Origin of the sequence: Pseudomonas sp. Ost2 (assembly GCF_018326065.1) — a bacterium.
Classification (GTDB): domain Bacteria; phylum Pseudomonadota; class Gammaproteobacteria; order Pseudomonadales; family Pseudomonadaceae; genus Aquipseudomonas; species Aquipseudomonas gingeri.
Genome location: NZ_AP021904.1, coordinates 1,051,003 through 1,073,490, shown reverse-complemented (window position 1 = coordinate 1,073,490; position 22,488 = coordinate 1,051,003). Strand labels below are relative to the sequence as shown.

Below are 22,488 nucleotides of genomic sequence, written 5' to 3'. Positions count from 1 at the left end.
TCATACACCGCAATCTGGTCTCTTTCGCCTTTCAGCTCAAAGCAGCAGATTGCTTGGGTGTTATATGGTCAAGCCTCACGGGCAATTAGTACAGGTTAGCTCAACGCCTCACAGCGCTTACACACCCTGCCTATCAACGTCGTAGTCTTCGACGGCCCTTCAGGGAACTCAAGGTTCCAGTGAGATCTCATCTTGAGGCAAGTTTCCCGCTTAGATGCTTTCAGCGGTTATCTTTTCCGAACATAGCTACCCGGCAATGCCACTGGCGTGACAACCGGAACACCAGAGGTTCGTCCACTCCGGTCCTCTCGTACTAGGAGCAGCCCCTCTCAAATCTCAAACGTCCACGGCAGATAGGGACCGAACTGTCTCACGACGTTCTAAACCCAGCTCGCGTACCACTTTAAATGGCGAACAGCCATACCCTTGGGACCGGCTTCAGCCCCAGGATGTGATGAGCCGACATCGAGGTGCCAAACACCGCCGTCGATATGAACTCTTGGGCGGTATCAGCCTGTTATCCCCGGAGTACCTTTTATCCGTTGAGCGATGGCCCTTCCATACAGAACCACCGGATCACTAAGACCTACTTTCGTACCTGCTCGACGTGTCTGTCTCGCAGTCAAGCGCGCTTTTGCCTTTATACTCTACGACCGATTTCCGACCGGTCTGAGCGCACCTTCGTACTCCTCCGTTACTCTTTAGGAGGAGACCGCCCCAGTCAAACTACCCACCATACACTGTCCTCGATCCGGATAACGGACCTGAGTTAGAACCTCAAAGTTGCCAGGGTGGTATTTCAAGGATGGCTCCACGCGAACTGGCGTCCACGCTTCAAAGCCTCCCACCTATCCTACACAAGCAAATTCAAAGTCCAGTGCAAAGCTATAGTAAAGGTTCACGGGGTCTTTCCGTCTAGCCGCGGATACACTGCATCTTCACAGCGATTTCAATTTCACTGAGTCTCGGGTGGAGACAGCGCCGCCATCGTTACGCCATTCGTGCAGGTCGGAACTTACCCGACAAGGAATTTCGCTACCTTAGGACCGTTATAGTTACGGCCGCCGTTTACCGGGGCTTCGATCAAGAGCTTCGCGTTAGCTAACCCCATCAATTAACCTTCCGGCACCGGGCAGGCGTCACACCCTATACGTCCACTTTCGTGTTTGCAGAGTGCTGTGTTTTTAATAAACAGTCGCAGCGGCCTGGTATCTTCGACCGGCATGAGCTTACGGAGCAAGTCCTTCACCCTCACCGGCGCACCTTCTCCCGAAGTTACGGTGCCATTTTGCCTAGTTCCTTCACCCGAGTTCTCTCAAGCGCCTTGGTATTCTCTACCCAACCACCTGTGTCGGTTTGGGGTACGGTTCCTGGTTACCTGAAGCTTAGAAGCTTTTCTTGGAAGCATGGCATCAACCACTTCGTGTTCTAAAAGAACACTCGTCATCAGCTCTCGGCCTTAAGATCCCGGATTTACCTAAGATCTCAGCCTACCACCTTAAACTTGGACAACCAACGCCAAGCTGGCCTAGCCTTCTCCGTCCCTCCATCGCAATAACCAGAAGTACAGGAATATTAACCTGTTTTCCATCGACTACGCTTTTCAGCCTCGCCTTAGGGACCGACTAACCCTGCGTCGATTAACGTTGCGCAGGAAACCTTGGTCTTTCGGCGTGGGTGTTTTTCACACCCATTGTCGTTACTCATGTCAGCATTCGCACTTCTGATACCTCCAGCAAGCTTCTCAACTCACCTTCACAGGCTTACAGAACGCTCCTCTACCGCATCACCTAAGTGATACCCGTAGCTTCGGTGCATGGTTTGAGCCCCGTTACATCTTCCGCGCAGGCCGACTCGACTAGTGAGCTATTACGCTTTCTTTAAAGGGTGGCTGCTTCTAAGCCAACCTCCTAGCTGTCTAAGCCTTCCCACATCGTTTCCCACTTAACCATGACTTTGGGACCTTAGCTGACGGTCTGGGTTGTTTCCCTTTTCACGACGGACGTTAGCACCCGCCGTGTGTCTCCCATGCTCGGCACTTGTAGGTATTCGGAGTTTGCATCGGTTTGGTAAGTCGGGATGACCCCCTAGCCGAAACAGTGCTCTACCCCCTACAGTGATACATGAGGCGCTACCTAAATAGCTTTCGAGGAGAACCAGCTATCTCCGAGCTTGATTAGCCTTTCACTCCGATCCACAGGTCATCCGCTAACTTTTCAACGGTAGTCGGTTCGGTCCTCCAGTCAGTGTTACCTAACCTTCAACCTGCCCATGGATAGATCGCCCGGTTTCGGGTCTATTCCCAGCGACTAGACGCCCTATTAAGACTCGCTTTCGCTACGCCTCCCCTATTCGGTTAAGCTCGCCACTGAAAATAAGTCGCTGACCCATTATACAAAAGGTACGCAGTCACCCAACAAAGTGGGCTCCCACTGCTTGTACGCATACGGTTTCAGGATCTATTTCACTCCCCTCTCCGGGGTTCTTTTCGCCTTTCCCTCACGGTACTAGTTCACTATCGGTCAGTCAGTAGTATTTAGCCTTGGAGGATGGTCCCCCATATTCAGACAAGGTTTCTCGTGCCCCGTCCTACTCGATTTCATGACCAAGAGATTTTCGCGTACAGGGCTATCACCCACTATGGCCGCACTTTCCAGAGCGTTCCGCTAATCTCAAAGCCACTTAAGGGCTAGTCCCCGTTCGCTCGCCACTACTAAGGGAATCTCGGTTGATTTCTTTTCCTCAGGGTACTTAGATGTTTCAGTTCCCCTGGTTCGCCTCTTGCACCTATGTATTCAGTACAAGATAACCATCTTATGATGGCTGGGTTCCCCCATTCAGACATCTCCGGATCAAAGTCTGTTTGCCGACTCCCCGAAGCTTTTCGCAGGCTACCACGTCTTTCATCGCCTCTGACTGCCAAGGCATCCACCGTATGCGCTTCTTCACTTGACCATATAACCCCAAGCAATCTGGTTATACTATGAAGACGACATTCGCCGAAAATTCGCAAAACTCTTAAGAGTACTCACAAATTTTACCTTAGCCTGATCCGTTACCAGTGAAAGTAACGTTCAGTCTATCTTTCTATCACATACCCAAATTTTTAAAGAACGATCTAGTCAAAGACTAGAAATCAACATTCATCATCGTCTTGATGGAATGCTCATTTCTAAGCTTTACAGAAGCAGCGTAATGGTGGAGCCAAACGGGATCGAACCGTTGACCTCCTGCGTGCAAGGCAGGCGCTCTCCCAGCTGAGCTATGGCCCCGTATCTCTACAGGCTTTTCCCACACAAAATTGGTGGGTCTGGGCAGATTCGAACTGCCGACCTCACCCTTATCAGGGGTGCGCTCTAACCAACTGAGCTACAGACCCAATTTCGGGCTGCTTCTATCGTCTTCTTCAATGAATCAAGCAATTCGTGTGGGAACTTATGGAGCAGCTGATGTCGTCGATTAAGGAGGTGATCCAGCCGCAGGTTCCCCTACGGCTACCTTGTTACGACTTCACCCCAGTCATGAATCACACCGTGGTAACCGTCCTCCCGAAGGTTAGACTAGCTACTTCTGGTGCAACCCACTCCCATGGTGTGACGGGCGGTGTGTACAAGGCCCGGGAACGTATTCACCGCGACATTCTGATTCGCGATTACTAGCGATTCCGACTTCACGCAGTCGAGTTGCAGACTGCGATCCGGACTACGATCGGTTTTATGGGATTAGCTCCACCTCGCGGCTTGGCAACCCTTTGTACCGACCATTGTAGCACGTGTGTAGCCCAGGCCGTAAGGGCCATGATGACTTGACGTCATCCCCACCTTCCTCCGGTTTGTCACCGGCAGTCTCCTTAGAGTGCCCACCATGATGTGCTGGTAACTAAGGACAAGGGTTGCGCTCGTTACGGGACTTAACCCAACATCTCACGACACGAGCTGACGACAGCCATGCAGCACCTGTCTCAATGTTCCCGAAGGCACCAATCCATCTCTGGAAAGTTCATTGGATGTCAAGGCCTGGTAAGGTTCTTCGCGTTGCTTCGAATTAAACCACATGCTCCACCGCTTGTGCGGGCCCCCGTCAATTCATTTGAGTTTTAACCTTGCGGCCGTACTCCCCAGGCGGTCAACTTAATGCGTTAGCTGCGCCACTAAGAACTCAAGGTTCCCAACGGCTAGTTGACATCGTTTACGGCGTGGACTACCAGGGTATCTAATCCTGTTTGCTCCCCACGCTTTCGCACCTCAGTGTCAGTATGAGTCCAGGTGGTCGCCTTCGCCACTGGTGTTCCTTCCTATATCTACGCATTTCACCGCTACACAGGAAATTCCACCACCCTCTACCCTACTCTAGCTTGCCAGTTTTGGATGCAGTTCCCAGGTTGAGCCCGGGGATTTCACATCCAACTTAACAAACCACCTACGCGCGCTTTACGCCCAGTAATTCCGATTAACGCTTGCACCCTCTGTATTACCGCGGCTGCTGGCACAGAGTTAGCCGGTGCTTATTCTGTCGGTAACGTCAAAACACTAACGTATTAGGTTAATGCCCTTCCTCCCAACTTAAAGTGCTTTACAATCCGAAGACCTTCTTCACACACGCGGCATGGCTGGATCAGGCTTTCGCCCATTGTCCAATATTCCCCACTGCTGCCTCCCGTAGGAGTCTGGACCGTGTCTCAGTTCCAGTGTGACTGATCATCCTCTCAGACCAGTTACGGATCGTCGCCTTGGTGAGCCATTACCTCACCAACTAGCTAATCCGACCTAGGCTCATCTGATAGCGCAAGGCCCGAAGGTCCCCTGCTTTCTCCCGTAGGACGTATGCGGTATTAGCGTTCCTTTCGAAACGTTGTCCCCCACTACCAGGCAGATTCCTAGGCATTACTCACCCGTCCGCCGCTGAATCAGGAAGCAAGCTCCCGTCATCCGCTCGACTTGCATGTGTTAGGCCTGCCGCCAGCGTTCAATCTGAGCCATGATCAAACTCTTCAGTTCAAACATCTTTGGGTTTTGAGAAAACCCTAAACTTGGCTCAGCAATCGTTGGTTACATCTTTGATTTCTCGCGGAGTAACTTGTGATGCTGATAATCTGTTGACTATTCAGTCTGACTCCACAAGCACCCACACGAATTGCTTGATTCAGTTGTTAAAGAGCGGTTGGTTGAGCTGTTCGCTGAACCGAGGCGCGCATTCTACAGCAGCCTCATTTGCTGTCAAGTGATTATTTTCAGAAGTTTTCACGATTTCCCGTTCAACTTCAACCACTTGCGCTTCCGATCTCTCGTCAGCGGGAGGCGAATTCTACAGCGTTACACGCTGCTGTCAACACCTCTTTTACAGCGCTTCCGGGCTTCGATGAACTGAAGCCAGCATCTGTCGAAACCTACTTAACTCGTTGAATCTCAAGGAGTTTTCCGTTTCGACTGCGCCGGAAGTGGGGCGAATTATAGGCCCATGGAATCTGCCGTCAACCCTTATTTTCATCTTTCTGTCACAAGGGTCAGAAACAGCGCAGAACCAAGTCAGAACACGCAACCCTGTAGAAGCTGGCTTGCCAGCGATGAGGCCAGCAAGCCTTGCAGCGCCCAGAGGGACGCCATCGCCAGCAAGCCGGCTCCTACAGTTTGGGTGTCGCACACAAAATGGGGGGCCGACGACATACCTGTGGGAGCTGGCTTGCCAGCGAAGGCGTCCATACAACGCCTTCGCGGGCAAGTCCGACGCCTACAGGGACCGTGTCGCTGAAGGGGCCGGCTTCTTTGCCACAAGACGGGGAATCCGCCGCGCCAGCGCCGGGATACGCAGCGCCAACAACAACGCACCTATAGAGGCATACACCGTCCACTCCTTCAGGTCTGCCCGCACGATCCACAACATGTGCAGCAACCCCAGGCCGAGAACCACATACACCAGGCGGTGCAGCTTCTTCCAGCGCGCGCCCAGGCGGCGCTGACTATAACGGTTCGACGTCACGGAAAGCGCCAGGAGACAGAGAAAGCCCAAGGTGCCGACAATGATGTAGGGCCGCTTGCGCAACTCGACACCCAACTGCGACCAATCCAGCCCCAGGACAAACACCAGGTAAGCCGCCAGATGCAGCACCACATAGGCGAAACACCACAACCCCAACTGGCGCCGCACCGCGATCCAGCCCGGCCAGCCGCTCAACTTCTGCAACGGTGTCATGCCGAGGGTGATCAGCAACAGGATCAGCGTACCCAGGCCCAGCCGGTCGACCAGCACCTTTCCCGGATCCGGCCCAAGGGCAAAGATCCACGCCTGATACAGCCAGAGCAACGGCCAGATCGCCGCCGCGATAAAGACGCCCACACGCCAGAATGGATATCGCATCAGTAGTTTTTCCGAAGGTCCAGGCCGGTATACAAGGAAGCGACTTCATCCGAGTAGCCGTTGAACATCTGCGTCTCGCGCACATTCGGACTGAACAGGCCACTGGGCAACCGGCGCTCGCGGGCCTGGGTCCAGCGCGGATGATCGACCGTCGGGTTCACGTTGGCATAAAAGCCGTACTCATCCGAAGCGATGCTCTGCCAGGTGGTTTTCGGCTGTTCCGCCACCAGGCTGATGCGCACGATGGACTTGACGCTCTTGAAGCCGTACTTCCACGGCACCACGAGACGCAACGGCGCGCCGTTCTGATTCGGCAACTCCCGCCCGTACATGCCTACGGCCAGAATCGCCAGCGGGTTCATCGCCTCATCCAGACGCAAGCCCTCGACATAAGGCCAGTCGATCAGGGCAAAACCGGAGCGCTGCCCCGGCATGCTCTTGGGATCCTGCAGGGTTTCAAAGCGAATGTACCTGGCCTTGGAGGTCGGCTCGACCTGCTTGAGCAACGCGGAGATCGGAAAGCCGATCCACGGGATCACCATCGACCAGGCTTCGACACAACGCAGGCGATAGATCCGCTCTTCCAGCTGATAAGGCTTCATGAAGTCTTCGAGGGCATAATGTCCGGGCTTGCCGACTTCGCCGTCGATCACCACCGACCAGGGTTCGGTTTTCAGCGATCCGGCGTTCTGCGCCGGATCGCCCTTGTCGGTCCCGAACTCATAGAAGTTGTTGTAGTGCGTCGCGTCCTTGTACGGGGTGATCGCTTCATCCTTGACCGTCACGGCGCCCCAGCGGGTATCCGGCAGCTTGCCGGCAAACCAGGACGGCGCATTCCCTGCTTCCACATCGGCGTAGCGCGCCGCCTCGGCCGCACTGGCCCAACGCGGCAGACTGCCGAGCGCCAGCCCGGCCAGCGAACTGCCGAGCACGGCACGACGGGAAAGATAGAGTGACTCGGGGGTGACTTCCGACTCCTTGGAGTCGGAAGTCCTGGAAAGCTTGATCAGCATGGCAACTCCGCAGTATTGGACGACTGATGCACCAATAGACTACGGAGTGTAAGGGAAATTACATCACTCGACGCTTTTGTGGCGACGCAGGTGCAGCAGGTACTGGACAGGGCCGGAAGCCGCATAGGCGAGGAAAATCAGCAGCAGGATCCGCGGCGGATCGCTGAACACCACGGCGAACACCAGCACCACGGCCAGGATCGCGACAAACGGCACACGCCCCTTGAGATCCAGTTCCTTGAAGCTGTTGTACTTGATGTTGCTGACCATCAGCATCCCGGCCGCCGCCACCAGCAGGGCCACCAGGAACGACATCTTCGATCCCTGGATACCGTAGTCGCTGAAGGCCCAGACCGTGCCGGCCACCACACCGGCCGCGGCCGGGCTGGCAAGACCGATGAAGTAACGCTTGTCCGCGGTCCCGACCTGGGTGTTGAAGCGCGCCAGGCGCAGGGCCGCGCCCGCCACATAGATAAAGGCCACCATCCAGCCGACCTTGCCCATATCGCCCAGCGCCCAGCCGAAGGCCAGCAACGCCGGGGCCACGCCGAACGCGACCATGTCGGACAGCGAGTCATACTCGGCGCCGAAGGCGCTCTGGGTATTGGTCATCCGCGCCACGCGCCCATCCAGCCCGTCGAGGACCATGGCGACGAAGATCGCGATCGCGGAAAACGCGAAATACTTGCTCGCCCCGGCGGGATCACCCGCACTGGCAGCACTTTGCGCACTCATCGCACTGATGATCGCGTAGAAACCGGCGAACAGGTTCGCGGTGGTGAACAGATTCGGCAGCAGATAGATACCACGATGCCGGACTTTACGGCCTTCGGCGTCATGTCCTTCTTCGACATGCTCATCGATCGGCAGCAGGCTTTCGGCGTCAGGAGCCTGGTTCGGCTCTTCGGGACGTTCGCTCATGGACAGTACCTTGCAACGGTGAAAAAAATTCGACAGAGGTTCGCGGCCGGGGTTCGACCGCAAAACGATCCAGCTTTATACCAGAAGCGGCCCCCTAAACGAAAAAACGCGGCCGAGGCCGCGTTTTTCCAGACAGGCCCTGAACTCAGTTCTTGGCTTTGTCGACGATCTTGTTCGCACCGATCCAAGGCATCATCGAGCGCAGTTGCTCACCGATGATCTCGATACCGTGGGCGGCGTTGTTACGACGCTTGGCAGTCATCGATGGGTAGCCGGTAGCACCTTCGCTGATGAACATCTTCGCGTATTCGCCGTCCTGGATGCGCTTCAGAGCGTTGCGCATGGCCTGGCGGGATTCGGCGTTGATGACTTCAGGGCCGGTCACGTACTCGCCGTATTCGGCGTTGTTGGAGATCGAGTAGTTCATGTTGGCGATACCGCCTTCGTACATGAGGTCAACGATCAGCTTCAGTTCGTGCAGGCATTCGAAGTAGGCCATTTCCGGCGCGTAGCCAGCTTCAACCAGGGTTTCGAAACCGGCTTTCACCAGCTCGACGGTACCGCCGCACAGAACGGCCTGTTCGCCGAACAGGTCGGTTTCGGTCTCGTCCTTGAAGGTGGTTTCGATGATGCCGGTACGACCGCCACCCACGCCAGCGGCGTAGGACAGTGCAACGTTCTTGGCGTTGCCCGAGGCGTCCTGGTAGATCGCGATCAGGTCAGGGATACCGCCGCCCTTGACGAATTCGGAACGCACGGTGTGGCCTGGAGCCTTCGGCGCGATCATGATCACGTCGAGGTCGGCGCGCGGCACAACCTGGTTGTAGTGGATCGCGAAGCCGTGGGAGAAGGCCAGGGTGGCGCCTTTCTTGATGTTCGGCTCGATTTCGTTCTTGTACAGCGCGGACTGGAACTCGTCCGGAGTCAGGATCATGACCAGGTCGGCGGCAGCAACGGCGGAAGCGACGTCGGTCACTTTCAGGCCGTGGGCTTCTGCCTTGGCAACAGTGGCCGAACCCTTACGCAGGCCGACGGTAACGTCGACACCGGAATCCTTCAGGTTGCAAGCTTGTGCGTGGCCCTGGGAGCCGTAACCGATAATCGCGACTTTCTTGCCCTGGATGATCGACAGGTCACAGTCTTTATCGTAGAAAACCTTCATGAAATACCCCTTTATATCCAGGCCATCAGGCCATTCGCTAAATTAAGTTAGATGCTCAGTACTTTGTCGCCACGGGCAATCCCGGTGACGCCACTACGCACGGTTTCCAGAATCGAGGCCGTCCCGATCGACTGGATGAAGCTGTCCAGCTTGTCGCTTGTACCGGTCAATTGCACGGTATAAACGCTGGCGCTCACATCAACGATCTGCCCGCGGTAAATATCGGTAGTCCGTTTTATCTCGGCGCGCTGGGCGCCAGTGGCCTTGACCTTGACCAGCATCAGTTCGCGCTCGATGTGAGCACTTTCCGACAGGTCGACCAGCTTGACCACTTCGATCAGTTTGTTCAGGTTCTTGGTGATCTGCTCGATGACTTCATCATGCCCCACGGTGGTCAGCGTCAGACGCGACAGGGTCGGGTCTTCGGTCGGGGCCACGGTCAGGCTTTCGATGTTGTAGTTGCGTTGCGAAAACAGACCAACCACACGAGACAGAGCGCCAGGTTCGTTTTCCAGAAGCAGGGAAATGATATGCCGCATGTTAGGTACGCTCCGTCTTGCTCAGCCACATATCGCGCATGGAGCCGTCTTTGATCTGCATCGGGTAGACGTGCTCGCTGGTATCGACCTGGATATCGAGGAACACCAGGCGATCCTTCATGGCGAACGCTTCTTCCATCTTCGGCTTCAAGTCTTTCAGATCCGTGATACGGATTCCGACGTGACCATAGGCCTCGACCAGCTTGACGAAGTCAGGCAGCGATTCCATGTACGAGTGCGAGTGACGGCTGCCGTAGCTCATGTCCTGCCACTGGCGAACCATGCCGAGCACACCGTTGTTCAGGCTGACGATCTTCACCGGCAGACCGTACTGCAGGCAGGTCGACAGTTCCTGGATGTTCATCTGGATACTGCCTTCGCCGGTGACGCAGGCGACATCCACATCCGGGAAGCTCAACTTCACGCCCATGGCCGCCGGGAAACCGAAGCCCATGGTGCCCAGGCCGCCGGAGTTGATCCAGCGATTGGGCTTGTTGAACTTGTAGTACTGCGCCGCGAACATCTGGTGCTGGCCCACGTCGGAGGTCACGAAGGCATCGCCCTTGGTCACTTCGCACAGGGTTTCGATCACCGTCTGCGGCTTGATGATGCTGCCGTCGCCCTTGTCATAAGGGAACAGGCCGCGGTCACCGCGCCATTCGTCGATCTGCTTCCACCAGCTGGCGACCGACTCCTTGTTCGGAGTCTCGCCGATTTCCTTGAGGGCCGCGACCATCTCGGTCAGCACGCTCTCCACCGGACCCACGATAGGCACGTCTGCCTTGATGGTCTTGGAGATCGATGCCGGATCGATGTCGATATGGATGATCTTGGCGTTCGGGCAGAACTTCGGTGCACCGTTGATGACACGGTCGTCGAAGCGCGCACCGACGGCCAGGATCACATCGGCGTGGTGCATGGCCAGGTTGGCGGTGTAGCTGCCGTGCATGCCGAGCATGCCGACGAACTGACGGTCGGTGCCAGGGTAGGCGCCGAGCCCCATCAGGGTGTTGGTCACCGGCAGGTTGAGCAGCTTGGCCAGTTCGGTCAAGGGTGCGGAACCGCCGCCGAGGATCACGCCGCCGCCCGAGTAGAGCACCGGACGCTTGGCGGCCAGGAGCATTTCGGCCGCCTTGCGGATCTGGCCGGAGTGACCGCGTACAGCCGGGCTGTAGGAGCGCAGCTTGGCTTTTTTCGGGAAGATGTATTCGAACTTCTCGGCCGGGTTGGTCATGTCTTTCGGGATATCGACAACGACAGGACCAGGGCGGCCGGACTGCGCCAGGTAGAACGCCTTCTTCATGACTTCCGGGATTTCCGAGGCGTGCTTGATCATGAAGCTGTGCTTCACGATCGGCCGGGAGATACCGATCATGTCGGTTTCCTGGAACGCATCGGTACCGACCAGGGTGCTTGGCACCTGACCGGAGATGATCACCATCGGAATGGAGTCCATGTACGCCGTGGCGATACCGGTGATGGCGTTGGTTGCGCCGGGACCGGAAGTCACCAGTACCACGCCGGCCTTGCCGGTGGCACGGGCATAGCCGTCAGCCATATGGGTAGCGGCCTGCTCGTGACGAACCAGGATGTGGGTCACTTCCGGTTCTTTGAACAGGGCATCGTAGACATGAAGAAGAGCACCACCCGGGTACCCGTAGATATATTTGACGCCTTCGTCACGCAAAAAGCGGACGAGCATCTCACCGCCAGATAAAAGCTCCACGTTGTTCACCTCTAAAACGCCAGAATACCGTCCACAAACGCTGGAGACGGGTCTTAATAGGTTTACTTCTCGGCAGAGCATGAGCGACGGTGGTCGCCGACTACGTCAGCACTGACTGAGCAAGTATTGGGAGTGCCCCAAGTGTTGCGGGGGTTTCCCACCCAGCGCGAGGTAACGCGTTGCGGGTGTAACAGGTCGGCGCGGATGTGCGCCTCATGATCTGCCGAGTGGGTCTGCTTCTGGCAGTCCCTCTACAGCGGACTTTGGATTGTTCTGATTCGCCTCGCTCAAGTCAAGTCATCTGTGCGCTTTCTTCGAACTAAGCGCATGAGAAAGCAGAAGAAAACCTTTCCTGAAGGAATGTGCTAGGTTGCTGATTGAACCGCCTGACAAGGAAACCTGATGCGTACGAGCATTCTCATAGGCAGCCTGCTGTTTGCCGTGAGCCCCCTGTGCCTGGCCGCCCCGATCTACAAATGGGTCGATGCCCAGGGCGTCACTCATTTCGACGCCCAGCCACCACCGGGACAGACAGCGACCGTGGTCACGCCGGCAATCGGTACGCCACCCCCGCCACCGCCCAGGCCCGAGGTCCCGGCCAGCACACCGGTGGGCGATCAGAAAGCCGTGGATGCCAAGGTCAGGAAACAGGTGGCCGAGCGAGACGCCACGCTCAAGGTGTTCTGCGACAAGGCGCGGACCAATCTGGCGCAATTGCAGAACGATCCGCGGGTGCGCGAGGAAGTGAACGGAGAACTGCGGCGCCTGACCGAGGAAGAACGGCAGACCCGGCTGCTTGAAACGCGCAAGGCGATTGAAGAGAACTGTTCCTGAGTCTTGTGGCGAGGGGCAAGCCCCCTCGCCGCATCCACGCGCTCAGGCTCAGCGCGACTCGCTGATCAATTGATCGAACTGCGCCAGCAGCGCCTGCAACGTCCTGCCCTGCCCCGGACGCTGGGCGTAGACCATTTCGGCCATGGCCAGGATGCCCGAGGCAGCCGGCAGCGGCAGATCCTGTTCGAGGATGCTCTTCATCCTCGGCAGGAAGATCCATTGCAACCATTGCTCGAACTCCAGCGTGTCGACGCTGAAAGGCTCGACGCTGGCCAGCGCCTGCGCACTGGGCGGCTCCTCGTCCCACCAGCCCTGGATACGCAGTTCACGCTCGATCAGCAACAACTGGTCGGCAATCAACAGGAAACGATCATCCATCAGAGGCTGACCTTGGCCTTCTGCCGCGCCAATGCCGCACCGGCCGCATCACCCTGCTTTTCCCGTGCCTGGGCAATCAGGCCCCAGAGACTGGCTTGCAGATCCGGACGGCCATTGGCAAAGCTCAGGCCGCGACGGGCCAACTGCTCGGCTTGCGGGGCATCGCCCTGGGCCATGCGAACCTGCGCCAGGCGATAGAGCACCTGCGGTTCACGCGGCGCGACGCGCTGGGCACGCTCCAGGCTCGACGAGGCACCGTTGAGGTCACCGCTGGACTGTTGCTGCTGAGCCGTGGTCAGCAGCGCCAGGACCGGGCCATCCAGTTGCTCGTCCGCCGACAGGCCGCCGGCATTGCCCGAAGGCACGCCGCTGGGCGCTACCTGGCTCGGCATGGTGTAGCCGCCCTGGTTGATCGACGACGTCTGGATCGGCGCACTGTCCACCGGACCCGGGGTAATCGGCCCGGACGTGGAAGGACCCGGTGTCCAGGGCTCGCTGCTGATCGGCGCGGAAGTCGCCGCGCCACCGCCCGGAACCATCACCACCACGCCGGAATCCTGCGGAACGGCCTGGGCCTGGTTCGGCACGGCGCGCTTGATGGTGGTCTGGCGGAAACCGCCGGTGGCGGATATCCGATCGTTGTTGGACACGGCTGTCCCGGAATCGACTACCGGGATCGAACCATGGGGCACGCTCGAGCAACCGTTGAGCAAAGCCAGAGCCGTAAAAGCTGGAAACCACCACTTGTTCACTTCAAACCCTCTTCGCTTAATTCAACCAGCCCTTGACCCAATCCATCACTTCGGTGGCCGGCGCGGGCGCCGCACCACCGCAAGCCGTACCTGGCGCAGGTTCACTGCCGCGAATATACGGCATCTGCACCGCGCCCGGGCAATTGGCATCGGAGCCCTGCCCGGTATGCGGATCGATCCAGGCCTGAACAATATTATCCGGTTGTGGCATGTCCAGCGGCAGCGGATCGGCTTTCTTCATGAAACTGGTCCAGACCTGCAAGGCCCCGGTCGCACCGGTAAACGGCGTCTTGCCGTTGTCGTCACGACCCAGCCAGACCACCGCCAGCAGATCCTGGCTGAAACCGGAGAACCAGCTGTCGCGGGAGTCGTTACTGGTGCCGGACTTACCCGCCAATGTCAGGGTCTTGGGCAGGACATTGTAGGCACTGGCCCCGGTCCCCTCGCGCATCACCCGCTGCATCGCCGCCTGGATCAGGTAGATCGAGCCTGCATCGAAGCGCTGCTGGATCTGGAACGGATAACGCTTGAGCGGTTCGCCCTCGGCCGTCAGCACGCTGCGGATACCACGCATCGGCGTGTTGAAGCCACCGTTGGCGATGGTCTGGTACATGGTCGCCACTTCAATCGGGGTCATGCCGCCAGCGCCCAGCAGTATTGCCGGATAAGCCGGGAACTCACGGGTGATGCCCAGTCGGGCAACCGTCTTGAGCACGTTCGGCACGCCGACTTCCAGGCCGAGGCGCGCCGTCGACAGGTTGTAGGAATGCGCCAGGCCCTGGTACAGGAAAATCGTGCCATGGGAGCGACGGTCGAAGTTCTGCGGTTTCCAGACCTGACCATCCGCGCCCTTCACCGAAAACGCTTCGTCCGACAGCCAACTGGTCAGGGTGTACTGGCTCGGTTTCTCCAGCGCGGTCAGATACACCGCCGGCTTGATCAGCGAGCCGATATTGCGCACCGCATCCAGCGCGCGGTTGAAACCGGCGAAACCGGGTTGACGGCTACCGATCATGGCCTGGACTTCACCGGTTTCCGGATTGGTCACCACCATCGCCGCCTCGACATCCTCCGAACCCTTGCGCCCGGCCAGGCGCTTGAAGGTTTCATTGACCGAGGCTTCGGCCTTCATCTGCAGGATCGGGTCGAAGCTGGTGAAAATCCGCAGCCCCTCCTCGGTCAAGTCTTCGTCGCGATAGTCTTCACGCAACTGGCGCTTGACCAGATCGAGGAAGCCGGGGAACGAGCTGTCGGCCAGGCTGCCGCGCTTGGTCACGCCCAGCGGCATCTTCTTCGCCGCCTCGACCTGCTCGACTGGCACCACGCCCTGCTGCGCCAGCAGATCGAGCACCAGGTTACGCCGTTCGAGGGCACGATCCGGGTAACGTCGCGGGTTGTAGTAGGACGGGCCCTTGACCATGCCCACCAGCAACGCGACCTGGTGCAGCTTCAATTCGGACAACGGCTGGCTGAAGAAGAACTGGCTCGCCAGGCCGAAACCGTGCACGGCGCGCTGGCCGTCCTGACCGATAAAGACCTCGTTGAGATAAGCCTCGAGGATCTCCTTCTTGTCGTAATGCAGTTCCAGCAGCAAGGCCATCATGGCCTCGGTGAGCTTGCGGCTCAGGCTGCGTTCGTTGGTCAGGAAGAAGTTCTTCACCAACTGCTGGGTCAAGGTACTGCCGCCCTGGCGCATCTGGCCGGCCGAGGTATTGACCCAGATCGCCCGGGCAATCGACTTCGGCGAGACGCCGAAGTGATGATAGAAATCCCGATCCTCGACGGTCACCAGGGTATCGAGCAGATACGGCGGCACCTGATCGATCTTGATCAGGATCCGGTCCTCGAGGTTTTTCGGGTACAGCCCGCCGATCAGCAGTGGCTCAAGACGCACCACCGAGAGCTTCGAGCCGTTGAGCGCCGACAACTCGGCGACATAGTCGCCGGAGAACCGCACACGCACCGGCTGCGCCGCCTCCATGCCCTCGTAGAACTGGAAGCCACGGGTGTTCAGGTCGACCGTGTTGCCATTGACCGCCGCCGCGCCCGGACCGTTGATCACCGCCTCACGGCGATAGCCCAGGGCATCGAGTTCGGTGAGGAAGTCTTCCTTGCTCAGCTTCTGGCCGACGAACAGCTCCAGCGGCCGGGCATAGACCTTGGCCGGGATGGTCCAGCGCTTGCCGGAGAACTTCTCCTGCACCACGGCATCGAGGTAGACGGCGAAGCCGGCCAGCACCACGAGGCCGACCAGACTGAGCTTGAGCGCCCAGCCGAGCCAGGGACGAAGGCCGCCGGACGGAGGTTTGGGTTTGGAACGAGGGGATCGGGTACGAGTCATGGGCGCGGATTATACGCACTTTATTCATGATCAACATGCACGCTCCGGCGGTTTGCAGCACCCGTCCGAGCAGCCATAATGGCGCCCTCGAATTTTCCGACCTCTGAAGGATCGCCCGTGAGCCAGTCCCTGATCGCCGCCCTGCAAAATCCGGCCCTCTACCCCCATCCGGTAGATGGGTTCCAGCTCATCGAGACCCATATTTCCTGGGTTCTGCTCACCGGGGCCTATGCCTACAAGATCAAGAAGCCGGTCAACTTCGGCTTTCTCGACTTCACCGAGCTGTCCGGCCGCGAGCACTTCTGTAATGAAGAACTGCGCCTCAACCAGCGCCTGACCGACGACCTGTACCTGGAAGTCCTGCCGATCACCGGCACGGTCGACGCCCCGCAACTGGGAGGCGACGGCCCGGCCATCGAATACGTGCTGAAAATGCGCCAGTTCCCGCAAAGCCAGCTGCTCAGCACCTTGCAGGCCAATGGTGAACTGACCGCCCAGCATATCGACGAGATGGCGCAGCAGATCGCCCGCTTCCACCAGACCGCTCCCGAAGTGCCGAAAGAGCACTACCAGGGCACGCCGGAAGCGGTCATGGACCCGGTCCGACAGAACTTCGAACAGATTCGCCCGTTCCTGCAGGACAAGGCCGACCTGCTGCAACTCGACGCCCTGCAAGCCTGGGCCGAGACCAGCTTCGAACGCCTCAAGCCGCTGTTCGCCCAGCGCAAGGCCGCAGGCTTCACCCGTGAATGCCATGGCGATATCCACCTGGGCAACGCCACCGTCATCGACGGCAAGGTGGTGATCTTCGACTGCATCGAGTTCAACGAACCGTTCCGTTTCACCGACGTCTACGCCGACACCGGTTTCCTCGCCATGGACCTGGAAGACCGCGGCCTCAAGAGCCTGGCCCGACGCTTTGTCAGCCAGTACCTGGAACTGACCGGCGACTACCAGGGCCTGGAAGTGCTGAACTTCTACAAGGCCTACCGTGCCCTGGTCCGCGCCAAGGTCGCGCTGTTCAGCATGCCGGCCGACGCCACCGCCGTACAACGGGCGACCACCCTGCGCCAGTACCGCAACTATGCCAACCTGGCGGAAAGCTACAGCACCATCCCCTCGCGCTTCCTGGCCATTACCCATGGCGTGTCCGCGGTCGGCAAGAGCCACGTGGCCATGCGCATGGTCGAGGCCCTGGGCGCGGTCCGCCTGCGTTCCGATGTCGAGCGCAAGCGCCTGTTCGGCGAGCAACAGGGCACCCAGGCGGTCGGCGACGGTATCTACAGCAAGGATGCCAGCGCACGGACCTATCAGCGCCTGCATGAAATCGCCGACATCATCCTGCGCGCCGGTTTCCCGGTGGTGATCGATGCCACCTACCTCAAGCGCGAACAGCGCGACGCCGCCGCCAAGGTTGCCGAAGCCACCGGCGCCCCCTGCCTGATCCTCGATTGCGACGCGCCCCAGGCCGTCATCGAAAGCTGGCTGGCCCAGCGCCAGGCCGACGCCCTCGACCCTTCCGATGCGACCCTGGAAGTCATCGCCACCCAACAGGCCAACCGCGAAGCCCTGGGAGCCGATGAAATCCTGCGGACCAAACGCGTGCAGACCAACGAGAGCGGCAGCCTCGACACCCTGATCGCGCAGATTCGCCTGCGCCTACCAGGTCTGTAAAAAACTATTTCAGCCGTGAAGCGGCAATTGCTTCACGGCTGAAACATAGTGGCATTATACTGGCGTCATAAATCCAACAGGAGACGTTCCATGAGCCACCCCAAGCTTCTCGACTCCGCCTTGTTCGCCTTGCTGCACAAGGATGACATTGCCGGCTTCAATAAAGCCCGTCCCAAGGACGGCCCGATCGACATGCGTGGTGGCGACTTCCGCGGTCTCGACCTGCGTGAACTGAACGCCGAAGGGGTCGACTTCACCGACGCCTACTTCCGTTCCGCCGACCTGCGCGGCGTGGACTTCCAGAACGCCATACTGGAAGGCGCCAGCGTCGCCCACGCGCAGATCTCCGGTGCCTACTTTCCGCCACGACTGAAAGCGGCCGAGATCCTCATGTCCGTGCAGTTCGGCACGCGTCTGCGCTACGACCCGGAGTAACCGCTCCGGCTTGAGGTAGCAGCTGCAAACGCTGAAGTCCGGTACCGATTGCCGCCCAGGACAGCGGCAGGCATGGCTTTTCCCCCTCCTCCCGACTGGCTCGAAAGTGCCAGGCCCGCGCAGCCCGTGGCTTGGGCTTAGAAGCTTTTGCGCACAAGCCGACCAAAGAACCACGCTTTTCCTACTGACCGCTACACTCTTTTCAGGCTTGCCTACTCTCGTCAACGCAGCGTTCGGCCATCGCAAGGAGGCTTGATGAACGATGAACTGCAACACCTGAAGAACCTTGGCAAGACGTCGGCGCAATGGCTGCACGCTGTGGGTATCCACAGCGCATCGGATTTGCGTCGATTAGGGGCAGTGGATGCCTATCGTGCAGTAAGAACCCGCGGATTCAGAGCCTCGAAAGTGCTGTTGTACGCCATCGAGGGCGCGCTGATGGACATTCACTGGAATGACATCCCGCTGGAGCGCAAAGAAGCCTTGAATAAACAACTGGAAGCGATATCGTCACGGCATAAAAATTGATTGTGCAGGTTTGTCATGTATCTACTCGGGGAGCAACCGGCGTACGCCGATGAATTGATCAATCGGCTGCAGAGCATTCCCGCTCGACTGCTTGAAGGTCTGCCGCCCTGCGGCGCGGCCATCGAGTTCGAACAGACCCAGGACCTCTCATCCCGGCTGGCCGACGATCAACTCTTTCTGATCGATAGCGGCCTGCTGCATGCGCGTGTCGACGAGCGTCCGCTGTTCTACCTGCAGGAAGGCGACCTGGTGGGTTTGCGCCAGGGCATCGACTGGCCGCGCTGCCTGCTGAGCAGTGATGGCCCGCTGCGCCTGCTGCCGTATCGGCGCCGCGAAGTGTTCCAGCATATCTATGCCGATGAAGCCCGCAGCGAACTGCTGCTGCGCTATCTCGTGGGCCAGACCGCCCTCCTGTCGGACGCGGTCACCCGCCTCAAGCAGCCGGAGTTCCGCAGCAGCAACGGCTTCCAGCAGGTCGCGGTCGGTGAAGTGCTGATCCGCCAGGGTGACGATGCCGACCATGTCTTCATCATCATCGACGGACATGCCGAAGCCTTTGTCGATGGCCACAAGGTCGGTGACGTCCCCAAGGACGAGATATTTGGTGCCATGGCGGTGTTCACCGGCGAGAAACGCAGTGCCAGCGTGATCGCCAGCCAGCCGTGCACGGTCATGCTGATTCCCAAGGAGCAGTTCCTCAACCTGACCCAGAGCAACCCGCGTATCGCCCATAGCCTGATCGAGAGCATGGCGCGGCGGATCGATCTGCTGAACAAGGAAGTCACGCGGCTGAACACTGCCGCCCAGCAAGGCTGAATAGCCCGCCAGGCGCTGGCGACGGACGGTCGGGAAAAATTTGTTGACTTAGAAATGAGAATCGTTATGATTATCACAACTGATCGCGAGATCGGTTGGATTTTCTGGAAGGCCCTTGGTTCGGACTCTCAGATTATCTCCTCATCAGGCTAATCACGGTTATTGACCCGGCTTTTTGCCGGGTCTTTTTTTTGCCCGGAAAAAGCTCATTTGCGGCCACGCCGTTTCGTCGGCGACGCAGCCGACCATTCCAACTGTGCCAGCAGTTCATCCAGCAACCCCGAAGCGCCCAGGCGCAGGTGGTCGGCGTCGACCCAGTCCGCGCCGAAACGGGCCTTCGCCAAATCGATGTAGGTTCGCGCGTCGTCGAAGGTACGAATCCCACCCGCCGCCTTCAAGCCCACCAGCCCGCCCCGCTCCGCGATGGCTTCGAGCATGATCCGCGCCGCCTGCTCCGTGGCGTTGATCAGGACCTTGCCGGTACTGGTCTTGAGAAAGTCGGCGCCGGCGGCAATCGCGTCCTGGCTGGCCTGGCGAATCATCTGCGGGTCGCGCAGCTCGCCGGTTTCCAGGATCACCTTGAGCCGGGCCCGCCCCGCGCACAATTCGCGACAGGCCGAGACCATGGTCTTGCCTGTCTGCGTATCGCCCATCAGCAGCGAACGATAGGGATAGACCAGGTCCACCTCGTTAGCGCCCGCCTTGAGCACCGCCTCCGTTTCCGAGACCGCCGACGCCACGTTCGGTCCACCGTAGGGAAAGTTGACCACCGTGGCCACGCGAATCGCCGATGCGCCGAGCCTGTCCAGGGTCTTGCGGGCCAGGGTCACGAACCGCGGGAAGACACAGACCGCCGCCACGGGCCCGAAAGGCGTCAAGGCCCGCTGGCACAGCAAGATGACCCGCTCGGCATCGTCATCATTGCTCAGAGAGGTCAGGTCGAGCAGGCCGATAGCCTGACGCGCCAGTTGCTGATCCGCCTGATTAATCTGCTTCATGTTGGCTCCCACATCCGATCATTGCATCAACGTGACAAACATCCGGGGCCGAAATCCTCGGACGACGCGGAGTGCGCGTTGCCGACACAATAAAGGACTCATTCGGACGAAATCACAGCGAGCCAAAGACAAAGACCCGGACTACATGAGAACGGGAGGATTCTCTGTGTAACCGGGTGAATTGACCGACACCAGCCGAGCAGGCCGGCGACCGTTTCAGCGCGCGATGATCAGCGGATGACCCCGCTCAGGATGCGGCAGCACCAGCACTTCCAGGCCGAACACGGCTTTCAGCATGTCGGGCCGCAAGACCCGTTCAGGGCATTCGAGGGCGTGCGGGCGGCCCTTTTCCAGGAGTAGCAGGCGGTCGCAGTAACGCGCGGCCAGGTTCAGGTCATGCAGGATGATCAGCACCGCGGCGCCCCGGTCGGCGAACTCGCGAATCGCCTGCAAGGTGGTGTGCTGATGCAACGGATCGAGCATCGAGGTCGGCTCATCGAGCAACAGGGTCTGTCCGCTGTGTCCCGGCCAGAGCTGGGCCAGTACCCGCGCCAGATGCACGCGCTGGCGCTCGCCGCCGGACAGCGCCAGGTAGCTGCGCCCGGCCAGGTGCCCGGCATCGGCGGCCTGCAACGCCGCGACAACGATTTCCTGGTCGCGCAGTTGTCCGGTCTGGTGCGGCAGGCGGCCCATGCCTACCACCTCCTCGACCCTGAAGGCGAAATCCAGCGTCGACGTCTGGGGCAATACGGCCAGGCGCCGGGCCCGTTCCGCGCCCTGCCAGCGCGCCAGGGGTTGTTCGTCCAGCCAGACGTCGCCCTGGCTCGGCACCAGTTCCCCGCTCAAGGCGCCGAGCAGGGTGCTCTTGCCTGCACCGTTGGGCCCGAGCACGCCGAGCACCTCGCCCGGTTTGAGCTCAAGATCGATATCCGCCAGCACGGTCTGCTGGCCACGCCGGATCTGCAGGTTTTGCGCACGCAACATCAGGCACGTCCCCGCAACAGGAGATAGAGGAAGAACGGCGCGCCGAGAAAGGCGGTGACAATACCGATCGGCAGTTCCGCCGGGGCCAGCGCCAGACGCGCCACCAGATCCGCGAACAACAGCAGGCTGGCCCCCGCCAGAACGGAGGCCGGCAGCAATACCCGATGATCCGGCCCGGCCAGCAGCCGCACCAGGTGCGGGACCACCAGCCCGATAAAGCCGATCATGCCGGCTGCCGCCACTGCCGCGCCGACACCCAGCGCCGTACAGAGCACCAGCTCGCGCTTGAGCCCTTCGACATCGATGCCCAGGTGACTGGCCTCCGACTCACCGAGCAACAGCGCGTTCAGGGCCCTGGCCCGCCGCGGCAACCACAAAGCCACCGCCGCGGTCACCAGCAGCAACGGCCACAGCCGTGCGTAGCTGGCGCCATTGAGGCTGCCCAGGTTCCAGAAGGTCAGGGTGCGCAAGGTCGCATCGTCGGCCAGGTAGGTGAAGAGCCCCACGGCCGAACTGGCCAGGGCGGTCAGGGCAATCCCGGCGAGCAGCATGATCGCGACACTGGTCTGGCCGTTGCGCCGGCCGAGCCGATAGACCAGTGCCGTCACCCCAAGGCCGCCGAGAAAAGCGCACAGCGATAGCAGATAAGGCCCCAGCGCTTCAGGCAGCCCACCGAACGCCGCCCCACCGACGATGGCGATTGCCGCCCCAAGCGCGGCACCGCTGGAAACCCCCACCAGGCCGGGATCGGCCAGCGGATTGCGAAACAGCCCCTGCATCGCCACCCCGGACAGCGCCAGCACGCCGCCCACGGCCAGCCCCAGCAGGGTGCGCGGCAAGCGAATCTGTCCGAGGATCAGTTCCGCCTGCTCCAGTCCTTCGGCGGGCACTGGCAGGCCCAGCAAGCGCAGGGCCGCACGCAGGGTATCGACCAGCGGCAGGCTGACCGGCCCCAATGCCAGGGACAGCCAGACCGCCAGCACACACAGCAGGCTCAAGCCGATAAACAGGGCACGGGGTTTGACCAGGGTGG

At 59.5% G+C, this 22,488-nt stretch carries 17 protein-coding genes, 2 tRNA genes and 2 rRNA genes; 5 read left to right on the top strand and 16 right to left on the bottom strand.

Annotated elements, in window-relative coordinates:
- Positions 1–64: 64 nt before the first annotated feature.
- The 10 genes from KI243_RS04660 to KI243_RS04615 form a co-directional block, all read right to left on the bottom strand.
- Positions 65–2,955, bottom strand: a 23S ribosomal RNA gene (locus KI243_RS04660).
- 241 nt (positions 2,956–3,196) lie between these two features.
- Positions 3,197–3,272 (bottom strand) — tRNA-Ala (locus KI243_RS04655).
- Between the two features lie 30 nt (positions 3,273–3,302).
- Positions 3,303–3,379: transfer RNA gene (locus KI243_RS04650), tRNA-Ile, on the bottom strand.
- An 81-nt stretch (positions 3,380–3,460) separates the two neighbouring features.
- Positions 3,461–4,997: ribosomal RNA gene (locus tag KI243_RS04645) — 16S ribosomal RNA — on the bottom strand.
- Together the 16S and 23S rRNA genes with 2 tRNA genes alongside form the textbook arrangement of a ribosomal RNA operon.
- A 730-nt stretch (positions 4,998–5,727) precedes the next feature.
- Positions 5,728–6,354, bottom strand: a complete 627-nt coding sequence (msrQ, locus tag KI243_RS04640; protein ID WP_212810551.1) for a protein-methionine-sulfoxide reductase heme-binding subunit MsrQ — start codon at positions 6,352–6,354, stop codon at positions 5,728–5,730.
- Complete coding sequence (gene msrP / locus KI243_RS04635) at positions 6,354–7,367, bottom strand: protein-methionine-sulfoxide reductase catalytic subunit MsrP (protein ID WP_212810550.1); 1,014 nt, start codon at positions 7,365–7,367, stop codon at positions 6,354–6,356. The genes msrQ and msrP overlap by 1 nt, the downstream gene beginning before the upstream one ends.
- Positions 7,368–7,430: 63 nt before the next feature.
- A complete protein-coding gene (gene pssA, locus KI243_RS04630; protein ID WP_017126852.1) occupies positions 7,431–8,288 on the bottom strand; it encodes a CDP-diacylglycerol--serine O-phosphatidyltransferase in 858 nt (285 codons plus the stop codon).
- A 145-nt stretch (positions 8,289–8,433) separates the two neighbouring features.
- Positions 8,434–9,450, bottom strand: a complete 1,017-nt coding sequence (gene ilvC / locus KI243_RS04625) for a ketol-acid reductoisomerase (RefSeq protein ID WP_003185459.1) — start codon at positions 9,448–9,450, stop codon at positions 8,434–8,436.
- A 47-nt stretch (positions 9,451–9,497) separates the two neighbouring features.
- Positions 9,498–9,989, bottom strand: a complete 492-nt coding sequence (gene ilvN / locus KI243_RS04620; RefSeq protein WP_003176102.1) for an acetolactate synthase small subunit — start codon at positions 9,987–9,989, stop codon at positions 9,498–9,500.
- 1 nt (position 9,990) lies between these two features.
- Complete coding sequence (locus tag KI243_RS04615; RefSeq protein WP_042935595.1) at positions 9,991–11,715, bottom strand: acetolactate synthase 3 large subunit; 1,725 nt, start codon at positions 11,713–11,715, stop codon at positions 9,991–9,993.
- A gap of 402 nt (positions 11,716–12,117) precedes the next feature.
- Here KI243_RS04615 and KI243_RS04610 point away from each other — a divergent pair, with 402 nt between their 5' ends.
- Entirely contained in the window at positions 12,118–12,549 is a 432-nt protein-coding gene (locus tag KI243_RS04610; RefSeq protein ID WP_017126850.1) for a DUF4124 domain-containing protein, read from the top strand.
- 48 nt (positions 12,550–12,597) lie between these two features.
- Here the strand turns inward: KI243_RS04610 and KI243_RS04605 are convergent, their stop codons facing one another.
- Genes KI243_RS04605 through mrcB form a run of 3 tightly spaced genes read right to left on the bottom strand, consistent with a single transcriptional unit; the run spans position 12,598 to position 16,020 of the window.
- Positions 12,598–12,927 carry a YqcC family protein gene (locus KI243_RS04605; RefSeq protein ID WP_017126849.1) on the bottom strand — a complete coding sequence of 110 codons (330 nt, stop codon included), beginning with the start codon at positions 12,925–12,927 and terminating at the stop codon, positions 12,598–12,600.
- A complete protein-coding gene (locus KI243_RS04600) occupies positions 12,927–13,679 on the bottom strand; it encodes a tetratricopeptide repeat protein (RefSeq protein ID WP_042935551.1) in 753 nt (250 codons plus the stop codon). Before KI243_RS04600 ends, KI243_RS04605 begins: the two co-directional genes overlap by 1 nt.
- A gap of 16 nt (positions 13,680–13,695) precedes the next feature.
- A complete protein-coding gene (gene mrcB / locus KI243_RS04595) occupies positions 13,696–16,020 on the bottom strand; it encodes a penicillin-binding protein 1B (protein WP_177085888.1) in 2,325 nt (774 codons plus the stop codon).
- A 117-nt stretch (positions 16,021–16,137) separates the two neighbouring features.
- On the opposite strand from mrcB, the gene KI243_RS04590 reads away from it, so the two are divergent.
- From KI243_RS04590 to KI243_RS04575, 4 genes are all read left to right on the top strand, one after another.
- Positions 16,138–17,694: a bifunctional aminoglycoside phosphotransferase/ATP-binding protein gene (locus KI243_RS04590; protein WP_177108967.1), complete on the top strand. Its 1,557-nt coding sequence runs from the start codon at positions 16,138–16,140 to the stop codon at positions 17,692–17,694.
- A 90-nt stretch (positions 17,695–17,784) separates the two neighbouring features.
- On the top strand, positions 17,785–18,129 hold the full coding sequence (locus tag KI243_RS04585; protein ID WP_212810549.1) for a pentapeptide repeat-containing protein: 345 nt from the start codon (positions 17,785–17,787) through the stop codon (positions 18,127–18,129).
- A gap of 255 nt (positions 18,130–18,384) precedes the next feature.
- Entirely contained in the window at positions 18,385–18,657 is a 273-nt protein-coding gene (locus KI243_RS04580) for a TfoX/Sxy family protein (RefSeq protein WP_010444127.1), read from the top strand.
- A 15-nt stretch (positions 18,658–18,672) separates the two neighbouring features.
- On the top strand, positions 18,673–19,473 hold the full coding sequence (locus tag KI243_RS04575) for a cyclic nucleotide-binding domain-containing protein (protein ID WP_017126844.1): 801 nt from the start codon (positions 18,673–18,675) through the stop codon (positions 19,471–19,473).
- 206 nt (positions 19,474–19,679) lie between these two features.
- On the opposite strand, the gene deoC is transcribed toward KI243_RS04575, so the two are convergent.
- The 3 genes from deoC to KI243_RS04560 form a co-directional block, all read right to left on the bottom strand.
- On the bottom strand, positions 19,680–20,471 hold the full coding sequence (gene deoC, locus KI243_RS04570; RefSeq protein WP_212810548.1) for a deoxyribose-phosphate aldolase: 792 nt from the start codon (positions 20,469–20,471) through the stop codon (positions 19,680–19,682).
- Between the two features lie 216 nt (positions 20,472–20,687).
- The gene (locus KI243_RS04565; protein ID WP_177146578.1) at positions 20,688–21,455 is read right to left on the bottom strand and encodes a heme ABC transporter ATP-binding protein; all 768 of its coding nucleotides are present in this window, start codon (positions 21,453–21,455) and stop codon (positions 20,688–20,690) included.
- Entirely contained in the window at positions 21,455–22,438 is a 984-nt protein-coding gene (locus KI243_RS04560; RefSeq protein ID WP_177085954.1) for an iron chelate uptake ABC transporter family permease subunit, read from the bottom strand. The genes KI243_RS04565 and KI243_RS04560 overlap by 1 nt, the downstream gene beginning before the upstream one ends.
- Positions 22,439–22,488: the final 50 nt, after the last annotated feature.

Excerpts from the sequence above, each read along its gene's own strand:
- KI243_RS04585 (WP_212810549.1), top strand. The coding sequence starts at position 17,785 with ATGAGCCACCCCAAGCTTCTCGACTCCGCCTTGTTCGCCTTGCTGCAC.
- KI243_RS04580 (WP_010444127.1), top strand. The coding sequence starts at position 18,385 with ATGAACGATGAACTGCAACACCTGAAGAACCTTGGCAAGACGTCGGCG.
- ilvN (WP_003176102.1), bottom strand. The coding sequence starts at position 9,989 with ATGCGGCATATCATTTCCCTGCTTCTGGAAAACGAACCTGGCGCTCTG.
- mrcB (WP_177085888.1), bottom strand. The coding sequence starts at position 16,020 with ATGACTCGTACCCGATCCCCTCGTTCCAAACCCAAACCTCCGTCCGGC.
- KI243_RS04575 (WP_017126844.1), top strand. The coding sequence starts at position 18,673 with ATGTATCTACTCGGGGAGCAACCGGCGTACGCCGATGAATTGATCAAT.
- KI243_RS04605 (WP_017126849.1), bottom strand. The coding sequence starts at position 12,927 with ATGGATGATCGTTTCCTGTTGATTGCCGACCAGTTGTTGCTGATCGAG.
- KI243_RS04565 (WP_177146578.1), bottom strand. The coding sequence starts at position 21,455 with ATGTTGCGTGCGCAAAACCTGCAGATCCGGCGTGGCCAGCAGACCGTG.
- msrP (WP_212810550.1), bottom strand. The coding sequence starts at position 7,367 with ATGCTGATCAAGCTTTCCAGGACTTCCGACTCCAAGGAGTCGGAAGTC.
- deoC (WP_212810548.1), bottom strand. The coding sequence starts at position 20,471 with ATGAAGCAGATTAATCAGGCGGATCAGCAACTGGCGCGTCAGGCTATC.
- ilvC (WP_003185459.1), bottom strand. The coding sequence starts at position 9,450 with ATGAAGGTTTTCTACGATAAAGACTGTGACCTGTCGATCATCCAGGGC.
- KI243_RS04610 (WP_017126850.1), top strand. The coding sequence starts at position 12,118 with ATGCGTACGAGCATTCTCATAGGCAGCCTGCTGTTTGCCGTGAGCCCC.
- msrQ (WP_212810551.1), bottom strand. The coding sequence starts at position 6,354 with ATGCGATATCCATTCTGGCGTGTGGGCGTCTTTATCGCGGCGGCGATC.
- pssA (WP_017126852.1), bottom strand. The coding sequence starts at position 8,288 with ATGAGCGAACGTCCCGAAGAGCCGAACCAGGCTCCTGACGCCGAAAGC.